At 35.6% G+C, this 18700-nt stretch carries 16 protein-coding genes, 1 other RNA gene and 1 riboswitch; of the genes, 3 read left to right on the top strand and 14 right to left on the bottom strand.

The window, feature by feature from the left end; genetic code table 11:
- Window positions 1-2: 2 nt before the first annotated feature.
- Window positions 3-3662 carry a dynamin family protein gene (locus F0362_RS08075; RefSeq protein ID WP_000182117.1) on the bottom strand — a complete coding sequence of 1220 codons (3660 nt, stop codon included), beginning with the start codon at window positions 3660-3662 and terminating at the stop codon, window positions 3-5.
- Window positions 3663-4215: 553 nt separating this feature from the next.
- Here F0362_RS08075 and F0362_RS08065 point away from each other — a divergent pair.
- Window positions 4216-5379, top strand: coding sequence for a DUF418 domain-containing protein (locus F0362_RS08065; RefSeq protein WP_000193176.1), 1164 nt, complete (start codon window positions 4216-4218; stop codon window positions 5377-5379).
- A gap of 15 nt (window positions 5380-5394) precedes the next feature.
- On the opposite strand, the gene pbuX is transcribed toward F0362_RS08065, so the two are convergent.
- From pbuX to F0362_RS08045, 3 genes are all read right to left on the bottom strand, one after another.
- Window positions 5395-6717 carry a xanthine permease PbuX gene (gene pbuX / locus F0362_RS08060; protein ID WP_000809217.1) on the bottom strand — a complete coding sequence of 441 codons (1323 nt, stop codon included), beginning with the start codon at window positions 6715-6717 and terminating at the stop codon, window positions 5395-5397.
- 3 nt (window positions 6718-6720) lie between these two features.
- A complete protein-coding gene (locus F0362_RS08055) occupies window positions 6721-7314 on the bottom strand; it encodes a xanthine phosphoribosyltransferase (protein WP_000866492.1) in 594 nt (197 codons plus the stop codon).
- A 107-nt stretch (window positions 7315-7421) separates the two neighbouring features.
- Window positions 7422-7523, bottom strand: a riboswitch (purine riboswitch).
- Window positions 7524-7639: 116 nt separating this feature from the next.
- Complete coding sequence (locus tag F0362_RS08045; protein ID WP_000628451.1) at window positions 7640-8386, bottom strand: type I methionyl aminopeptidase; 747 nt, start codon at window positions 8384-8386, stop codon at window positions 7640-7642.
- Window positions 8387-8989: 603 nt separating this feature from the next.
- Here F0362_RS08045 and mphL point away from each other — a divergent pair.
- Complete coding sequence (gene mphL, locus F0362_RS08040; protein WP_001094127.1) at window positions 8990-9886, top strand: macrolide 2'-phosphotransferase MphL; 897 nt, start codon at window positions 8990-8992, stop codon at window positions 9884-9886.
- Between the two features lie 53 nt (window positions 9887-9939).
- On the opposite strand, the gene F0362_RS08035 is transcribed toward mphL, so the two are convergent.
- From F0362_RS08035 to F0362_RS07990, 10 genes are all read right to left on the bottom strand, one after another.
- Window positions 9940-10413 carry a GNAT family N-acetyltransferase gene (locus tag F0362_RS08035; RefSeq protein WP_000386699.1) on the bottom strand — a complete coding sequence of 158 codons (474 nt, stop codon included), beginning with the start codon at window positions 10411-10413 and terminating at the stop codon, window positions 9940-9942.
- A 46-nt stretch (window positions 10414-10459) separates the two neighbouring features.
- On the bottom strand, window positions 10460-11977 hold the full coding sequence (gene ypwA, locus F0362_RS08030) for a carboxypeptidase (protein WP_000215061.1): 1518 nt from the start codon (window positions 11975-11977) through the stop codon (window positions 10460-10462).
- 101 nt (window positions 11978-12078) lie between these two features.
- On the bottom strand, window positions 12079-14016 hold the full coding sequence (locus tag F0362_RS08025; protein ID WP_000493722.1) for an ATP-dependent DNA helicase: 1938 nt from the start codon (window positions 14014-14016) through the stop codon (window positions 12079-12081).
- Between the two features lie 138 nt (window positions 14017-14154).
- On the bottom strand, window positions 14155-14337 hold the full coding sequence (locus F0362_RS08020; RefSeq protein WP_000376898.1) for a DUF3921 domain-containing protein: 183 nt from the start codon (window positions 14335-14337) through the stop codon (window positions 14155-14157).
- 61 nt (window positions 14338-14398) lie between these two features.
- Window positions 14399-15538, bottom strand: coding sequence for a THUMP domain-containing class I SAM-dependent RNA methyltransferase (locus F0362_RS08015; protein WP_000521231.1), 1140 nt, complete (start codon window positions 15536-15538; stop codon window positions 14399-14401).
- A 180-nt stretch (window positions 15539-15718) separates the two neighbouring features.
- An RNA gene (gene rnpB, locus F0362_RS08010) (RNase P RNA component class B) lies at window positions 15719-16110 on the bottom strand.
- Between the two features lie 87 nt (window positions 16111-16197).
- Entirely contained in the window at window positions 16198-16533 is a 336-nt protein-coding gene (gene gpsB / locus F0362_RS08005) for a cell division regulator GpsB (protein WP_000622427.1), read from the bottom strand.
- A 97-nt stretch (window positions 16534-16630) separates the two neighbouring features.
- Window positions 16631-17185 (bottom strand): SLOG family protein, encoded by a 555-nt coding sequence (locus F0362_RS08000; RefSeq protein WP_000869384.1) that lies wholly within the window; start codon window positions 17183-17185, stop codon window positions 16631-16633.
- 56 nt (window positions 17186-17241) lie between these two features.
- On the bottom strand, window positions 17242-17658 hold the full coding sequence (locus F0362_RS07995) for a spore coat protein (protein WP_000546285.1): 417 nt from the start codon (window positions 17656-17658) through the stop codon (window positions 17242-17244).
- A gap of 157 nt (window positions 17659-17815) precedes the next feature.
- Entirely contained in the window at window positions 17816-18325 is a 510-nt protein-coding gene (locus tag F0362_RS07990) for a YppG family protein (RefSeq protein ID WP_000487692.1), read from the bottom strand.
- 177 nt (window positions 18326-18502) lie between these two features.
- Between F0362_RS07990 and F0362_RS07985 the strand changes: the two genes are divergently transcribed.
- Window positions 18503-18694: a YppF family protein gene (locus F0362_RS07985; protein ID WP_000242658.1), complete on the top strand. Its 192-nt coding sequence runs from the start codon at window positions 18503-18505 to the stop codon at window positions 18692-18694.
- Window positions 18695-18700 lie beyond the last annotated feature (6 nt).

Raw genomic sequence — 18700 nt, 5'->3', positions numbered from 1 at the left:
GACTATATAACATAAATTTCTTTTTCAATCTCTACTAACTGCTTGTGCAATTGTTCTTTACTTTGTTCATATAGAAATACATCGATCGTTTCAGCCAATGCAAACAATATACTTTCATAATAGTTCATCACATCTTGTTGCATCAATTTTTGGAATAAGTTCCACTTCATATCCCATTCTTGCTTATAATGATGAACAAATAAATCTTTTTCATCGGCTACATAGTTTGATACAAGCGGTTCTAATACAGATTTAGCGTCTTCTTGCATAAAAGCTTTGTCATTCTTTTCAAAAAAGCTTTTCTCATTTTTAAAACGTGCCAGTGCTTTTTTGAAATCTTTTATTTCAACTGAAGGGAACGGTTCTTTATGTGTAATATCTTTATATTCATACTCCACTGTTCCATTCATAGAAATTGATTGATTTTCTACTTTACAGTTCACTACAATTTCGTCCTTTGCACGCTTCATCGCTTCGTCTATCCATTTTTCAAGACGTAATGATGTCGCACGCATTTCTTGTAATAAATCATGCTGAATAAATGCTACTAATTCCATAACACACTGTTGCAATTGTGTTTTCACATTTCCATCCGTTCGAAGTGACGCCGGATTAATAAATTCAGTAAACACATCGTTATAACGTAGGAATAGACGCTGTTGCACGTAATAAAGCAACTCTTTCACTTCATTTTGCATCGCCTGTTCTTCAGCAAGTACACTATATGATGAAATGATATGAAGTAGTTGATCACGCTCTGCTTCATATTTTTTCGTTTGCTTCTCTTTCTCTTCATTCCCCTGCTTTGCACCATTTATCATGTTTACTAAAAGCTGATCTGCCCCTTTCAACGCACCATATAGAGCATGCACAGAAACAAGCATTAAATCTCTCATCATAAAGGACGTAAATGATTCCTCAAACTTAGTAATTCCAGAGTTTTGTAAAATACCATACTTCTCTTTTTTAACATTCTTTCCTTGTTTCTCTTCAAGCGCACATAAACTTGAAATTGCAAATAAACGCGGATTTCTAATACCGTATTGCAGTAGCTGATCTGCGATATAACCTTTTACCATTTCAAGTTCTTCTTCAGACTCTGCTAAATCCGCCGCATTAATTAAGAAGAACATTTTATCAAGAGCAAAAGTATCCTTTACACGACCAAGCTGAATTAAAAATTCACGATCAGCACGAGAGAATACATGGTTATAATATGTTACAAATAAAATAGCATCTGCGTTTTTAATATACTGGAATGCAACATCAGTATGGCGAGCATTAATAGAATCCGCTCCAGGTGTGTCTACAAGCGCTACTCCCTGCCTTGTTAAAGCACAATCATAATAAAGCTCCATATACTCAACGAAGCATGATTTTTCTTCATTCGCTACATAATCAGAGAACTCTTCTAATGTGACTTGTACTTGTTCTCCTAAATAAGTAGAAACTGCATCATACCCTTTTTGTACCGCTCGTAAAAAGCTAAATGTTGTTTTTTGCTTCCCAGTCGGTGAAGGATATTTCATAACTTTATCAATTTGTGCTAACGCCTCATCTAACGTAGTAATCTCATAATGAAACAGCTTATAAACAGCTTTCATATCTTCTAATAGAGCTTGCTTTGATTTGAATTGAACCATTACTGTTCCGTGTGGTTTTTCCTCTGTAACCGGCAAAATTTGATTAATCGTTGCCGTCGTCGGATTTGGTGATACAGGAAGTACCTTCTCACCAAGTAAGGCATTGGCAAATGATGATTTCCCAGCACTAAAAGCTCCGAATAACGCTACTGTAAATTGTTTCGTTTCCACACGACGCCTTTTTTCTATCACCTCTTGCTGTACATGTTTCAGCGCTGGCAATGGCTCTAATATCATTTCAGCTTTCTTCACTTTCTCTAATATACGCTGAATATTTAAAGCTGCCGTTCCTTTTATCTCTTCTTCATGAGCCGCTACATTATCATTTACAATTTCCTGCTCTTGTAGTGTGAATTTCTCACTAACAATTTGTTTTTCACGTTGCAATATCTCCTCTATTTGCAATCCTTCTGGTGTAGCCACACGCTCGTGCCAAACATTTTGTAAATAACTTTCATATGTCTCTAAACTGTTACTGTATTGTAATTCCGTCTCTTTTGCCGTTTGCAACATCGTATATTTTTCAATCTCTTCTTCCATACGAGCAACTGCTTCCTTCACTTTTTGCTTTAAAACGACTGCACTTTTATCAAAAATTTGCTGTGCTTTTGTAAAATAACGTTTCTTCAGTTCATTCGCTACATCCGCTGTATAAAGAAGTAAGTAATCACCTGTGAAACCTGCACCTTGTTTAATGACTTCAGCTAACATTTCTGGTCCAAAAGCAATTTCTAAAGCATATATGTCTTTCCCAATTTCCTCCGTGAACAATCCTTCTTCTTTTAAGAAGGCTACAATAAATTCTTTCACATGAAAATCAAGTTGCGTTTCAACAGTCTTTTGAAGGGCAGAATAAAACGCCTCTACACGTCTTTGTTTTTCTTGCTCCGTCTTTCCTTTCGCAAATAGCAAACCAACTTTAAACTTTGTTAATTTCGTTTCTAAATATGCATTTGCCAATTCTCTCATTTCAAATGGCATTAAATACGCGTTATCTAATATAGCTTGTAAACCTTTTATAAATTCGTTTCTCACATGAGATTCTTTACTAGCCTCGCGATGTTTAGTTTCCGTTAGCTCTTCTTTCTTTTCAACTATTTCTGAAATCGAAAGCGGTGATGCTAACTCTTCCTCATATGTCAAAAGAGCTTTTTCATTTTCAGAAACAATAAACGAGAAATGTTCTCCCATTAAATATTCTGTTTCTCGCTCCATTCCCTCTCTTACATACTGCTCTTTTTCTTTCATAATAGAAGTAATTAATGTTTCTAAACTTCCAATTTCATTATGTTGATGGTTCATCATTCGTAATGACGTATAATAAACTCCATCTACTTCAATATCCCAGTTAGAAAACGATTGTTTCACACTATCTTTATAATCCTCAAATGATAATTCATTTTCTTTATGTTTATCTATTTGATTTACAACGAGATAAACCGTTTTATTACGTTGTTTCAATTCTTTAACAAATTGCAAATTCACTTCCGATTGGACGTGATTATAATCCATCATATAAAAAATTACGTCTGCTAGATGAAGTGTCGATTCTGTCGCTAGTTGATGGGCATCATCTGTCGAATCAATTCCTGGTGTATCAACTAACATAACTCCCTCAGGAATTGGCGCATCATTTCGATAAATATGAACACCAATTACCTCATCGCCATCTTTACAAATCTGTTTTAATTCTTCTGCTGAATATGCACCGTCATATTCGTACTGTTCTCCAGATTTGACCGTTACAACAACACGATCTAATCCCTTTTCAATTTTGACGACGTTAGCGCTTGTCGGAATCGGACTTGTTGGTAACAACTGCGCTTTATATAGATGATTCATCATCGTTGATTTCCCTGCCGAAAAGTGTCCGCAGAATGCTATCATAAGCTGCTCTTGTTTATATTTTTGAATCACTTCAAACAACTTTAAGCTATTCTCTGCATCGCCGTGTTTTTGCCACTCTTCATAAAAACAAACAAGTTTTTTCATACCGTTTGTCTGTACTATGTTTGTCATCCCCTTGTTCCCCTTTATCCAAGATGTATATACTTTTTCCCGCTATTTGCGAGCTCTTAATCAGTGAGAGATGCATCTCCCCATTGATTACAGTTTCACTTTACTATCATACTAAATTTTCAGCATATTCTCATTAAAAATAAAAAATCCCTTTCATTCTTTTTACAAATGAAAGGGATTTTATGTCATTTTATTCATTTTGCTGTTCCTACTCCATTTAAAACATATTTCGCAATAACTGCATATACAGCGACTGTACCTGCTACTAATGCATATACCATACTCGCGCACCAACCTTTTTTTGATAATGATTATCACTTTTGAATACATTTTATCATTAAAGAGAATCATTATCAACAAATTTCTAAAAAAGAAAGCTCCTTCGGGAAAAGGAGCTTTACTGCCTGTTTTAAAGAAGTTTAAAACTTGCTGTGCACTCTTATTATATCTCATAATACACATCTTAACAGTTTTAAAAATTGGAAATCCCCTCTATCCCCTCCCCCTTACATTTTGTATAATAAAAGGGAATTACTTATTAAGGAGGAAAATAATGACACAAAATCTCACGCAAGGCGAGAGGATACACTCAATTGATATCATTAGGGGAATAGCTGTACTAGGTATTTTTCTTGTTAACTGGCCTATTATTGCTGGAATTGACTCACGTGATCTTTCAGGAGTTTATGAGGGACTAGATAGTTATATCCGTCTAATTTACGATATGTTTATTCAAACAAAGTTTTATACTATCTTTTCGTTTTTATTCGGACTAGGCTTTTATATTTTTATGACTCGTGCTGAAGCGAAAACAGATCGACCAAAAACTTTATTTGTTCGTCGCTTACTTATTTTATTATTATTTGGTTTCTTACATTATGTGCTTTTATGGGACGGAGACATTTTACATACTTATGCAATCGCTGGATTTTTCTTATTTTTATTTTATAAGAGAGAACCTCGTACCATTTTAATATGGGCAATTGCTTTATTAAGTATTTTTCAATTTCTTATACTAATTGCTAGTATTAGTGTTGCCTTAATGTCAAAGGCTGAACTTGGATTCTCCTTACCAGTCATGCCACTTGAAGACTGGGTGTCACAAATACAAAATCGTTTCCATGCATTTTATGCTGATGGAATAGTATTAAATATTACAATGCTCCCAGAAACAGTTGGGCTATTTTTACTTGGTTTATACGCCGGTAAAAAGGATATTTTCCGCCGCACGAAAGAGTTAGATACAAAACTTAAAAAATGGCAAATTATTACGTTCATTTTAACATTACCAATGTGGTTCTTCATGGTTCGTTACTTCTTATCAAAACCATTTTATGAACCAATTTATATGCAGGCCTTTACAATGTTCAGTGGAAAAACATTATTCATCTTCTACATTTTCACGCTAATGCGTTTATTACAAAAAGAAAAATGGCAAACATTATTACGCCCATTCCAATACGTTGGACGAATGGCGTTAACAAATTACATCTCACATACAATTGTTACATTACTTGTATTCGGACTATTGTTCAAAAACGATTATCTTGCTCCATTATGGGTAGGACCTCTATTTTGCATCAGTTTTTATACGTTACAAATCTTTATTAGCCGCTGGTGGCTTTCACATTATCAATACGGGCCACTTGAGTACATTTGGCGGCTTGGTACGTATGGGAAAATGATGCCACTTAAAAAGAAAAGCAAGGTCTCATAATGAGACCTTGCTTTTCTATGCTTCTCTTACTGCATTTTGCATCGAAACTGGCTCTTCTTTTACTTTCCCTTTTCGCTGCGGCACCATATTAAATACAATATTTAAAAGTACTGCTGATGCACTTCCTAGCACAATTCCGTTATCTGTTAAAATACGAATATTTTCTGGAAGTTGTGAGAATAATGTAGGAACGACTGTAACCCCAAGCCCAATTCCGACAGAGCATGCAACAATTAATAAGTTTTCTTGCTTTCCAAAATCAACGCTACTTAACATTTTAATACCATATGCCATAACCATACCGAACATCGCTAACATCGCACCACCAAGTACTGATTTCGGAATGATTGTTGTAATAGCTGCGATTTTTGGAATGAACCCAAGAACGATTAACATACCACCACAAGTATAAATAATAACGCGATTTCTTACTCCTGTTAATTGAACAAGTCCTACGTTTTGAGAGTAAGTTGTATATGGAAATGCGTTAAAAATACCACCTAACACCATCGCTAACCCTTCTGCGCGATAGCCTTTTGTTAATTCTTTTTCACCGATCTTTTTATTACAAATATCAGATAACGCAAAGTATACACCTGTTGCTTCTACAATCCCTACACAAGCAACGAGAATCATCGTAATAATTGGCGTTAATTCAAATGTCGGTGTACCGAAGTAAAACGGCTGAATACCGTGGAACCAATCTGCTTCTCCAACAGCTTGCAAGCTTACTTTCCCCATAAACGCTGCAACGATTGTACCGAACAAAAGACCTAATAAAATAGAAATAGAACGGATAAATCCATCAAAGAAACGATACATAATGATGATAAATAATAATACGCCAAATGCTAACGCTAAGTTTTCAAGACTTCCGAAATCTTTGCTTCCTACTCCGCCAGCCATATCATTAATCGCTGCTGGAACAAGTGTAACTCCAATTACAGTAACAACGGACCCTGTTACGACAGGGGGAAATAATTTTACAAGCTTTCCAAATAATTTCGCAAAAATAACAACAAACAAACCGGCAGCAATAATTGCTCCATAAATAGAAGACACGCCGTATTGTTTCCCAATTGCAATCATCGGTCCAACCGCTGTAAATGTACAACCTAGTACAACTGGAAGTCCAATACCGAAAAAGCGATTTGATAATGCTTGTAAAATTGTTGCAACGCCGCACATTAATAAATCAATTGAGACTAAATATGTTAACTCTTTTTGATTTAAGCCAAGTCCGCCTCCCACAATAAGTGGAACGATAATTGCACCGGCATACATAGCAAGCATATGCTGCATACCTAGCGATGCGATTTTAAATGGATGTTGCTTCATCGCTTATTTCACCTCCGCAGTTTCTTGCTGTACAAATGTAACTGTGCCGTTATCAAGTGATGCAATTTCTGCTAGTGACTCAACACGAACGCCTTGTTCACGAAGCTTCTTTCCTCCATCTTGAAATGCTTTTTCAATAACAATTCCAATTCCCGCAATGCTTGCTCCAGCTTGCTCTACTAAACTCATTAAACCCAAAGCAGCCTGACCGTTTGCTAAAAAGTCATCAATGATCAATACACGATCATTTTCATCAATATGAGTGCGAGATAGTGAAATTTCATTTGTTTCTTGTTTTGTAAATGAATATACGTTTGCAACATACATATTATCTTGTAACGTTAACGATTTACGTTTTCTTGCAAAAATTACTTTTACACCAAGCTCTAATGCAGCCATAACCGCTGGTGCAATGCCAGAAGATTCAATCGTCACGATTTTTGTAATGTTCTCTTCTTTAAAACGTTTAGCAAATTCTTTTCCAATCTCTTGCATAAGTACCGGATCAATTTGGTGATTTAAAAATGCATCTACCTTTAATACGTCACCAGATAAAACCTTTCCTTCGTTCAGAATCTTTTCTTGTAATACTTTCATGTTTGTTCCTCCTCTTATGCAATAAAAAAACTCCAAAAGCCGCCACCACTCGTTACAAGTGAGAGACGTGCTTTTGGAGTTTCGCAAAAAAGAATGCTTAACAAGCAAATATATTCGTCCTCACTCATAGTCAAAGTATTTACGGTACTTCGGTAGAAACTTGCAGGCCATATCCCCGCGATTATATGAGTGTAGCTAACTATTTATTTTATAGAAGGATTATAACGCAATTTTTATACTTTGAAAAGTATTTATTAATAAAACACGTACAAATTTTATAAAAACACTATTTTCGTTCGATTTTTGCAAACTCTTACATTCACTATTACAACTTCGTTAAAATGACTGGCCCATCTTTTGTAATCGCAATTGTATGCTCGTATTGAGCAGATAATTTCCCATCCATCGTTCTTGCAGTCCATCCATTTAAATCAACTTTAGAATAGCGCATACCTACATTTACAATCGGCTCAATTGTAATTACCATGCCTTCTTGCAGCTTAGGTCCTTGTCCCTGTTTACCAAAATGAAAAATTGCTGGTTCTTCATGAATCTCTTTACCAATCCCATGCCCCGTAAAATCTCTTGCAACAGAAAAACCTTCAGCATTTGCATAACTTTCAATTGCAAAACCAATATCCCCTACATGATTACCGATTATCGCCTGATCAATTCCTTTATATAAAGCACTCTCAGCCACTAGCAATAACCTTTTTGTTTCGTCAGAAACATCCCCTACTATATATGTCCATGCAGAATCTGATAGCGCACCATTTAAGTTTACTACCATATCAATTGTGACAACATCTCCCTCATTTAAAGGAACATCGGCCGGAAACCCATGACACATTTCATCGTTTACAGACGCACATATCGCATATGGATACCCGTTATAACCTTTCTGCTCAGATGTTGCGCCATGCTTTTCTAAATACACTTCAACAAACGTCTCAATTTCTTGTGTTGTTATTCCCGGTTTTATCATTTTTCCAATTTCTCTATGACATGAAGCAAGTAATTTCCCAGATTCATGCATCAAATCTATTTCACTTTTCGTTTTAATTGTAATCATTCTACCTCTCCTTGCTAAGCTTGCTATTTGCTACTAAAGTTCAATCATACACACCCTCTAGCAAAAATTCCAATTACAAAAGCAAACATCATTTATTTTTATTTTTATTTTTATTTTTTAATATGCATTTTTTCGGATGTTCATTTAGTGTTTTTTATTGATATTCACTTATAAACAACGTATAGTGTTACTATACTATTAAAAGGAGGGTTTTTAAAAATGATACATGCAGGAAGACTACGTCAGCAAACTTTGAACACTAAGTAACTTAATATGTTCAAAGGCTCTGTTTTCATAAAGCAGAGTAAACGGGATTAGTCTGCACATTTTTAATAATCTTCAACGGAAAAGTACACTTTCTACATGGAGAAAGGCAGATATACATCTGTCTTTTTGTCGTATGTTTTTTCATACAAAGAGAGACCTCTATTTCTTATATCCTCGTTTACTCTTAACCACAGACAGAAGCCCGTCTGTGGTTTTTTTATGATTACATCTTCTTATATCTCACTAATTTGATCCTATTGGTGTAGTTAGGGGAAAATGGTAACAGAAAACGTACTCAAGCATTAAGATTAAAATAAGCATTTGGAGGAAATAAAAATGAACACACTTAAAATTAAACAATTAGCAACTAAGGAAGGCCTAAATATCTTAGAAGATTCAATAAAAATCAATGAATCTGGTGTTGACTTTCAAGTAGCACACGCTAAAGAACAAAACGGAGATAAATGGATACTAAGAATTCCTCGTAGACCAGAATCTATGAGACATGTCCTACAAGAAAAAAAGGCATTGGAAATCATAAAAAACCATGCAGGATTCCAAGTTCCTGATTGGTCTATATTCACTGAAGACTTAATTGCCTATAAGCAACTAAGTGGCGTTCCTGCCGCCACTATTGATATAGAACAACAAGGATATATATGGAGCTTTAATGAAAAAAACGCACCATCTGAATACCATATTTCATTAGGAAAAGTTCTAGCGAATTTACACTCATTACCTCAACAAGGATTTAATAATATCGGTATTGAAATTCTTACTGCTAATGAATTAAGAGCTTCTATGGAACAAAGGATGAATCGAGTGAAGGAACAATACTATGTCAATCAAAAATTATGGGATCGTTGGCAAGCATGGCTAACTGAAGATTCTTTTTGGCCATCTCATGTAGGAGTAACGCATGGGGATATACATCCAGGTCATATCCTGATTGATAAGAAAAATAATGTAACTGGCTTAATCGATTGGACAGAAGTAGGGATAGCTGATGTTTCTATAGATTTCACATCACATTATCTGCTCTTTGGGAAAGATGGACTAACAAAGTTAATCAGCTCTTATGACAATGCTGGTGGTAAAACTTGGCCAAGAATGGATGAACATATTATCGAACTTCTAACAACAAGTAGTATCACTGTTGCTGAATATGCTCAAGTGTCAGGTTTGAAAGAGATGCATGAAGCAGCTGTACACATGCTAGCAACTGAAAGTTAATGTAGTTACAAAAAAACTTTAAACTAAAAAACAGAAGAACTCTCTTCTGTTTTTTAGTCATTTTTACATATATAATTCATTTTCAAAAACTCAAAACAACTACCGTTCGTCTCCTGGATAAACGTTCCAACTGCTTCAAATCCTGCCCTTTTATATACTTTAATCGCTCTCTCATTAAATGTCGCTACTGATAGTGTTATATAGTTGCAGCCGTATTTTTCTTCACTAAAATCTAGTCCAGCCTTCACGAACTTTAACCCTAATCCATTGCCAGCTATATCAGGTCTCATTCCAAGTCCTATATCAACCGTTTGATTATTCATTTTAGAAAAACTCAAGTAACCAATGAGAGTACCATTTTCCTTCACAGCAAACGTATCGTCTCCTCTCATTTCAGTACTTAAAAACTCTGCTAAATCTTCTTGATCTGCCTCTATATCATAAAAGGAATATTTCCCTTCATAATGCCAGTTGTATGCAATTTCCTCTGCTTCCTTTTGGTTCATTACTGTAAATGTATAATCCATTCTCCCATCCCCTTTAAAAAAAGAGCTGCAATTAAGCAGCTCTTTTTTATAACTCGTAAATCTCTCTATACTTCGCTTCTAAATAATCAGCTAAGTAGTTTGCATTTAGCCCTTCACCTGTTACATCTTCTAAAATTTCAAGTGGCTTTTTCGTTTTGCCATATTGATGAATGTTTTCTGTTAACCACTCACGAATTGGCGTCACGTTACCTTCTTCTAATAATGCATCAAAGTTTGGAATATCTTTTAGCATTCTTTGCTGAAATTGCGCTGCATACATGTAACCAAGCGCATAAGATGGGAAGTATCCAAATGAGCCACCAGCCCAGTGAACATCTTGTAATACACCTTGTGCATCATTTTCTGGACGAATTCCTAAATATGCTTCCATCTTATCATTCCAAGCCGCTGGTAAGTCCTTCACTTGTAGTGTACCATCAAATAATTCTTTCTCAAGCTCATAACGAACCATAACATGAAGCGGATATGTAAGCTCATCTGCTTCTATACGAATGAATGAAGGCTTCGATTCGTTAATCGCATCATAAAACTCATCGACTGATATATCGTTAAATTGACCGTCACTATACTCTTTTAATAAATCATAATTTTTCTTCCAGAATGATTTATTACGACCGATAAAGTTTTCAAAGAATAATGATTGCGATTCATGAATACCCATAGATGTTCCACTACATAGCGGTGTACCCTCAAACTTTTCTGCAATATTTTGTTCATATACAGCATGACCACATTCATGAATTGTTCCAAACACAGCCATACGGAAATCTTTCTCATCATAGCGTGTTGTAATACGAACATCCCCTCTATTTAATGTAATTTCGAAAGGATGTACCGTTTCATCAAGACGCCCTGCTTCAAAGTCATAATTCAATTGCTTTAATAACTCTAATGTAAAGTTCTTTTGTTTTTCTTTCGAAAAGTGTTCCGATAAAGCACTTGTTTTTAATCCCTTTTTAGACTCTGAGATTTCTTTTACAAGCGGCACGATACGCTCACGAAGTTGACCAAATACGTGATCTAACACTTCTACTGTAATACCAGGCTCATACATGTCTAATAATGTATTATATTTATATGTTTCGTAACCCCAATATGTAATAAATTTCTTTTTGAATTCAACAATTTTTTCTAAGTACGGACGGAACATTTCGAAATCAGATTTTTCCCGTGCTTCTTCCCACACACTTTCCGCTTTCGCTTCTAATTTCACATACGCTTCGTATTCAGCTTGTGGAATTTTCTTATTTCTATCATATTCTTTACGACACTCTTCAACCATTTTCTTCGTCGTTTCAGAAAGTTTATCTTCAGATATTAAAGCTTCAAGCTCAGTTAAGTAGTTCCCCATCTCATCTGAAGTCGACATAGCAAACACTTCTGACGAAAGCATCCCTATGACTTCTGAACGCTGATCCACACCTTTTTTTGGTGCACCCGTTCTTAAATCCCAAAACATTAAGCTTAATGCTTCTCCGTAATTTTCTATCTTCTTCACATATGTTAAAAATTGTTTTTCTACTTCATATGTAGCAACTGTCATCGTATAAAAGACCTCCTTTTTCTACCTCAAACTTATTTCGACACGAAAACATAAATTCCTTTTATAATAGAAAAAAAGCTTGGCAAGCACCAAGCTTTTCCTTATAATTCTTTACCTTCTACCGGAAGTACTTTTTTCACTGCTTCTATCACTTTTTCATCTTCCGTATCTGATAGGAAGATTGATATAGCACCTTTATCGTCGCTCGTACGAATTAAACGTCCAATCCCTTGACGAAGGCGTAAAATCATATATGGCACATCTACATCCCAGAATGGATTATTTACGTGCTTACGTTTCGCTTCAAACACAGGATCGTTTGGAGGGAATGGTAATGACCAAATTATTACATGTGATAATGATGAACCCGGAATATCTAAACCTTCCCATAAATGAACGGCACAAAGTACAGTCTCTTCTTCATTTTGGAAACGAGAAACGAGCTGACTAATTTCTTGATCCCCTTCATATAAGAACGGAACTGACATTTGCTCTTTACTTACATATTCTTTGAACGCTGCAAGTTCTTGCGTTGTACGGAATAATACAAGCGTACGTCCATTCGTTTTCTGTATATTTTCAAGTGTATATTGACACTTTCTTTCCCATTCATTTTCTTTCGTATGCGATAGTAAGTTTACTGCCATTTGCTCTTCATAATTAAACGGTGAGGCAACTGAGAATGATAAGTAATCTTTTACCCCTAAGCTATTTGCAGTAAATGCGAACGAATCGTTGTCCGATAATGTCGCAGAAGAGAAAATGTATGGAATTTTCTTCGAGAATACTTTTTCTTGTAACACTTCTTCAACTGCACGCGGCATAATAACTAACGTGAAGGCACCATCACCTTCTTCACCCCACGTAATTACATTTTTCTCATGCATGAAAAGACGAAGTGAATGTTCTAACACATCTAAATGTTCATCAACGATATTTAAATCGTATGTGTTTACTGTATGCATTTCACTCTCAAATACTAGTGCATCACCGACTTCACCGATTTTTGCATAAAGTCTTTTCGCTTCTGCGGTTACTTTTTCTGTCACAGTAATTTCTAAACGATCAGAACCTTCAATTTCCTTTTTATTCTCTTGTAACACATCAAAGAATCGCTCTGTTTGCCAAATTGTTTCTTCTACTAAATGTGCAAACTCTTCACGAATATCGTTCTGTAACAATCTCGTTAAAAGCTGCTCCATCATCGTTTGCTTTAAACGGTACGTTAAAGCTTTTTGAGCTGCATATTCTACAAGATGTCCTTCATCGAATACAACGCAGCTACTTTCAGGTAATAACGGAATTTGTCCTTCACGTTTACGAGCATCGTACGTCCAAATATGATCCATATAAAAATCTTGAGAACAAATGATTAAATCTGCCGCTTTACGATAATGTTCACGAGAAAGAGTTTGTCCACAACGATGACGTGAATCACAAGTGAAGCAATCTTGGAAGTAATCCCAGTTTACTTTTGACCATTCCTCATCATTTAAAAGTGGAAATTCTTTTCTGTCACCATAGTGAGTAAAGTTTTGCATCGTACCATGATCAAATACAAACTGTGGTAATTCATAATATACGTCTTCAATTACTTCTGGAGCTCGTCCACTCATAACATCTTCAAGTTTACGTAAACATAAATAGTTATCCATCGATTTCGCAAGTCTTACGTCAACAGATAGTCCTAATGCTTCTGATAACTTAGCAATGTCCCCTTCTTCTTTCACAAGCTGCTCAATTAATGTTTCATCTGCACAAGCGATAATAGCAGGTTTTCCTGTATAACGCGCATAACAAATTGCATATAAAAGGTATACAATCGTTTTCCCTGTTCCTACACCCGCTTCTGCGAACATAACTTTTTTCTCTTGGAAAGCACGCTCTAATTGAAACGCCATAAAGATTTGTTCATCACGCTCTTCAAAGCCTTTTTCCGGAAGGATGTCGTAAAATACATCTCCAATCCACTCATTCAACTTATCATAAAAATTATCTTGTTTTCCTACTTCAAATGGTAATCTCTTCTCAGTAAACATCCTTAGCCTCCAACCAAAAAGTTTTTCTATAAAACGATATAGTAACTGCTACTCATATGTGTGCAGCCACTTTCCCCTGTTGCAATACTTAGAAATACACGAAAAAAAATTTTCCTTTCGAAAAAGGAAAATTTTCTTCTATATTAATGACTTTAAATACCGTTTATCAATCGCTGTTTCATGTGAAAGAGCTGATAAATATTCTTCTTGCGCTTTTTGTATTTCATCTACAATTACGCCTTGACTATCCACTTCTTTTCCGAGCTCATCATACGTACGGTGAATAGCTTTTTGAATCATCGATAATTGAAAACTATCCATATCACTGCCTCCTTTACGCATTACATAATAGCCAGTATATGCGTGCTAGAGGAGTTTTATACTATGAATTACGCGGTGGACGTTTTCCGAAGTATTGGTAGTAATCTGTACGGATAAATCCGTTAAATAGTTTACGTTTCTTCGATGCATCTTTTCCGTAACACTTCTCAAATGCTTCGTAACTTGTTAATACATACGCTGACCACGTATCTAATGGGCGAAATACTTGTCCCATTTCTTTATACAGTTGTTCAACGAGTGCTTTTTCACTTAAACGTTCTCCGTATGGAGGATTCGTTACGACGTAGCCATAATCCTCTTTTGTTGTGAAATCTTTTACTTGCATTTGCTTAAATGTGATTAAATCACCTAAACCTACTTCTTCTGCGTTTTCTTGTGCAACTCGAATCATACGATGGTCAATATCAGATCCAATGATTTGTAATGGTTGATTATAATTTGCTAAATCTTCAGCTTCTTGACGAGCTTCGCGCCAATTTTGTTTACCAACCCAGCCCCATTCATCCGATGCAAAGCCTCGGTTAAATCCTGGTGCGATATTTTGTCCAATTAATGCAGCTTCAATCGGAATTGTTCCAGATCCACAGAAAGGATCCACGAAAGGACGATCTGGCTTCCAGTTCGTTAACTTAATTAGAGACGCAGCTAATGTTTCTTTTAAAGGAGCTTCCCCTTGATCCATGCGGTACCCACGTTTATGAAGTCCAACACCACTCGCATCGATTGTTAATGTTGCAATGTCTTTCAACATTGCAATCTCAATACGGAATAACGGACCATCTTCTTCAAACCAAGTTGTACGTTTATATGTTGTTTTTAATTTTTCAACGACAGCTTTTTTAACGATACGTTGGCAATCCGAAACACTGAATAACTCAGATTTTAGAGATTTACCGATAACAGGGAATTCTCCGTTCTCTGGAATATAATCTCCCCAGTTTAATGCTTTCGTTTTTTCAAATAGCTCATCAAATGTTGTTGCTTTAAATTCACCAACTTTAATTTTCACACGGTCCGCAGTACGTAACCATAAATTCGTGCGACAAATCGCCTTTTCATCTGCTTCAAATGTTACTTTGCTGTTTTCTACTTGACATTCATAACCAAGATCGCGAACTTCTCGGGCAACTAACGCTTCAATACCCATTGCCGCTGTTGCAATTAAAGTAACTTTTCCCATTTGCATTCACCTCTTATGTATATTCAAACAATAATTAATAGCAATTTGTCCTATTAATCATTACATTTTACGAAAATTTTTCTCATTAACCATTGTAACTCATAATTTATAACTTCATACAAATAAAAAGCCCTCCTCTAACAAAGGAGAGCTGAGTTATTTCATAGTTGGTTCATAACGTTCTGTAAGCCATGTTCTGTTCCTTTGTACTGCAAACGGCCCACGCCTCGTACTCCGGTAGCAATCATCTATCTACAGGTTATGAAAACCTGTCCTTTTCCGTCGTTCATTTCCTTGGAAAAGATTCCCCTACCATTATTTGGGTTTCTCGCTCGTGGGGTTTACCTCGTTCCACTCCTATCATTTCTTCAAGGACTTCGTCACTGTGGCACTTTAAAGGTAGTCAAACCATATCCGAAAGGACTTAGGTTTTTTCCCTGCCGTTAAACCAGCCTTACAGCCAGAATACCCTAGCTTATGAATTGGCTAGGCACGAACACTACAGCCATCTCAGGCCGTGCGAGCATGGACTTTCCTCTACAACGTTGGCGTTGCAGCGATTGCCCAAACGTTATGACATCCATTAGTATAGTGGAAACAAAAAGATTTTGCAATGTTTTTTTCTATGTACAATGCCTCAACCTTGTTTCCACCTTATTTTATTCGTATAACTTACTTCCAAATACAGCTTTTTCTAAGTTGGATAAACGTTTTAAAATATCCGTATTCGTGTTGTTATATACCGGTTGTGCAACTGGTGTTTGTACAGGTTGTTGTGGAGCTTGTGTTGCAGCTAGTTTTTGTTCTTCTAATTCTCGTTTTAAACGAACATTTTGTTGCTTCAATTGATCAAATTCTTTGTGGAAAGCTTCATAGTCTTTAATAATCATATCAAGAAACTTGTCTACTTCTTCTTGTTGATAACCTCTCATACCTGTTTTAAATTCTTTTTCCAAAATATCTTTCGCCGTTAATTTAATTTTATCCGAAATCATTTTCTTCACCTCAAATTTTTGCCAAAACTTTCATTAACTAAATTTTTTCAGAAACAATGCCTTTTGTCAATCATATATACGAGTACAATATTACATATTACTCTGCATTATTCCACTGTTCCTCTTCTATTATATCTTGTAAATCAGAAAAAAGAATGAAATAACTGTGATAATTTTCTATTTCTCCTTTTTTCTTAGCTACTTCTACAATATATTTAGGACTCCCAGGCTTTTCTTCATCATATACAGCTAAAAGAGCATCACTTTTTTCAATAAAAAATTGATTCTTTAATTTAAATTGCTCTGGGCTTTCGTACTTCCGTTTCGTAATACTATCAATGTGATCTGCTTGTGAAAGAATAAATTCGTAATATTCACGGTTATCTTCTTTCCAATTTTCTTCTTGTTCTAAAAAAGGAGTAAATACCGCTAATTTTAAATCTGGATATTCTACTTGAATTTCAAAAACAACTTCAGCAGCCCACAATTCTACACCTAGCTGGCCGCTTATAATAACCCACTCCAAACCATCTTCTACAAAAGCAGTTAATTTACGATGCAGCGCTTTTTTTATGCAGTCTACTCCTGGATGATCCTTTTTAAATATTCCAAGTTCAAATGGCTTATATCCTGTTACAGCAACAACTTTCATATCAACACTCCAATTAAAAAAAAAGAACTAGCATTTTGCTAGTTCTAACATATCATTTACTTTTTAAATATTCCACCAACGTTTGGTCCAACATTTGGTCCTACATTCGGTCCTGGTCCAAACGGGGATACATTCGGTCCTGGTCCAAATGGAGATACATTCGGCCCTGGTCCAAATGGAGATATTTGATGACCGTGGTGATGGTGACCATGACCACATGGTCCACATCCACCGCCAAATCCTGGATCGATTGGATCTACAACATTTACATTTGAGTTTGTTTGCGGGAAGAAGTTTTGGTTTTTAATTTGTTGATGGTGTACGTGTGTCGTATGCGTTGGGAAAATGTGTGGCACCACCGTTGTTGAAAAAGAATGTGTTACACACTGTTTCGTCGGATGAATGACAGGAGCAGTCGTACAAATAGGTCCTACAGGCTTATGCCCTCCAAAACAAGGATGACAATGATGCATAGTTTTTTCTCTCCTCTCTCGTTAAGAAAATCTGATTACACTTTACAATATGAGAAAAGAGGTGAAGCCGTTTGTTATATATACCCATTTGTTTCATGGAAATTTGTCTAGTGCTACACTTCATTCATGCTATTTCATTATGGACAACAATCCATCATCACTTACCAAAGAACCCTCCAACCTGCTTAACAATCCCCGTCACTTGATTCATCGCATTCATCATTTGTCCAGCTGTATTCATCATTTTATTCACATCATAGTTACCATCTGAATTTTTAAATTGGGAAACAAAGCTCGAAAACTGACTTGGTTGCTGTTGTTGCTTTTGTTTATTCATCGTCGGATACGGTTGTTTTGGCGGATAAAACATCGCTTGTTGATTTCCATAGGGAGATGGTGATGGTGGCATATAATATTGTGAGTTCATATAAGTTTGCTGCTGATTCATATAGGATTGTTGCTCTTGTTGCGATTGATTCATATAGGGTTGCTCTTGTTGCTGTTGATTCATAAACGATACTTCAAATGGCTGGTAATAATTTTGATTTCCATAATGAGGCTCGAAAGGATACATATTATACCGTAAATATGTATCCGTATTATATTGGTACATATTTTGCTGTGCATATGGATTTGGTTGCTGATATACGTTAGATTGTTGAAACATGCATTCTCTCCTCCTTCACATAAGTTTCTACATATATAATATGTACTTGTAAAATAATTTGTGTGACGGAGTATCTGTCTATTTTTGTCGGAAGTTTAAATTTTTAAAAAATTAAAAAAGAAAACCCTTCCATGCTATGATAATTAAGAAGAAGATTCTCATGGGGGAGGAATCAACATGGTATTAGGGGATTTAAAACAAGCGTTTTCTCAAAAGAAGGGGTATTACACAGAGAATGTAAATGAATTATTAGACTTTGCGAGACATTGTTATCTCGAAGGAAAAATATGTATATCGGATTACCGAACATTAATAAAAGAATTAGAAATAAACGGTGCAACAAAACCTACAACAATGACAGAAGCTTAAAAAAAA

Source organism: Bacillus sp. BS98 (genome assembly GCF_008432245.1).
Taxonomy (GTDB): Bacteria; Bacillota; Bacilli; order Bacillales; family Bacillaceae_G; genus Bacillus_A; species Bacillus_A toyonensis.
The sequence above is the reverse complement of the archived record's forward strand: the minus strand, read 5'-3'. Positions and strand labels throughout refer to the sequence as shown.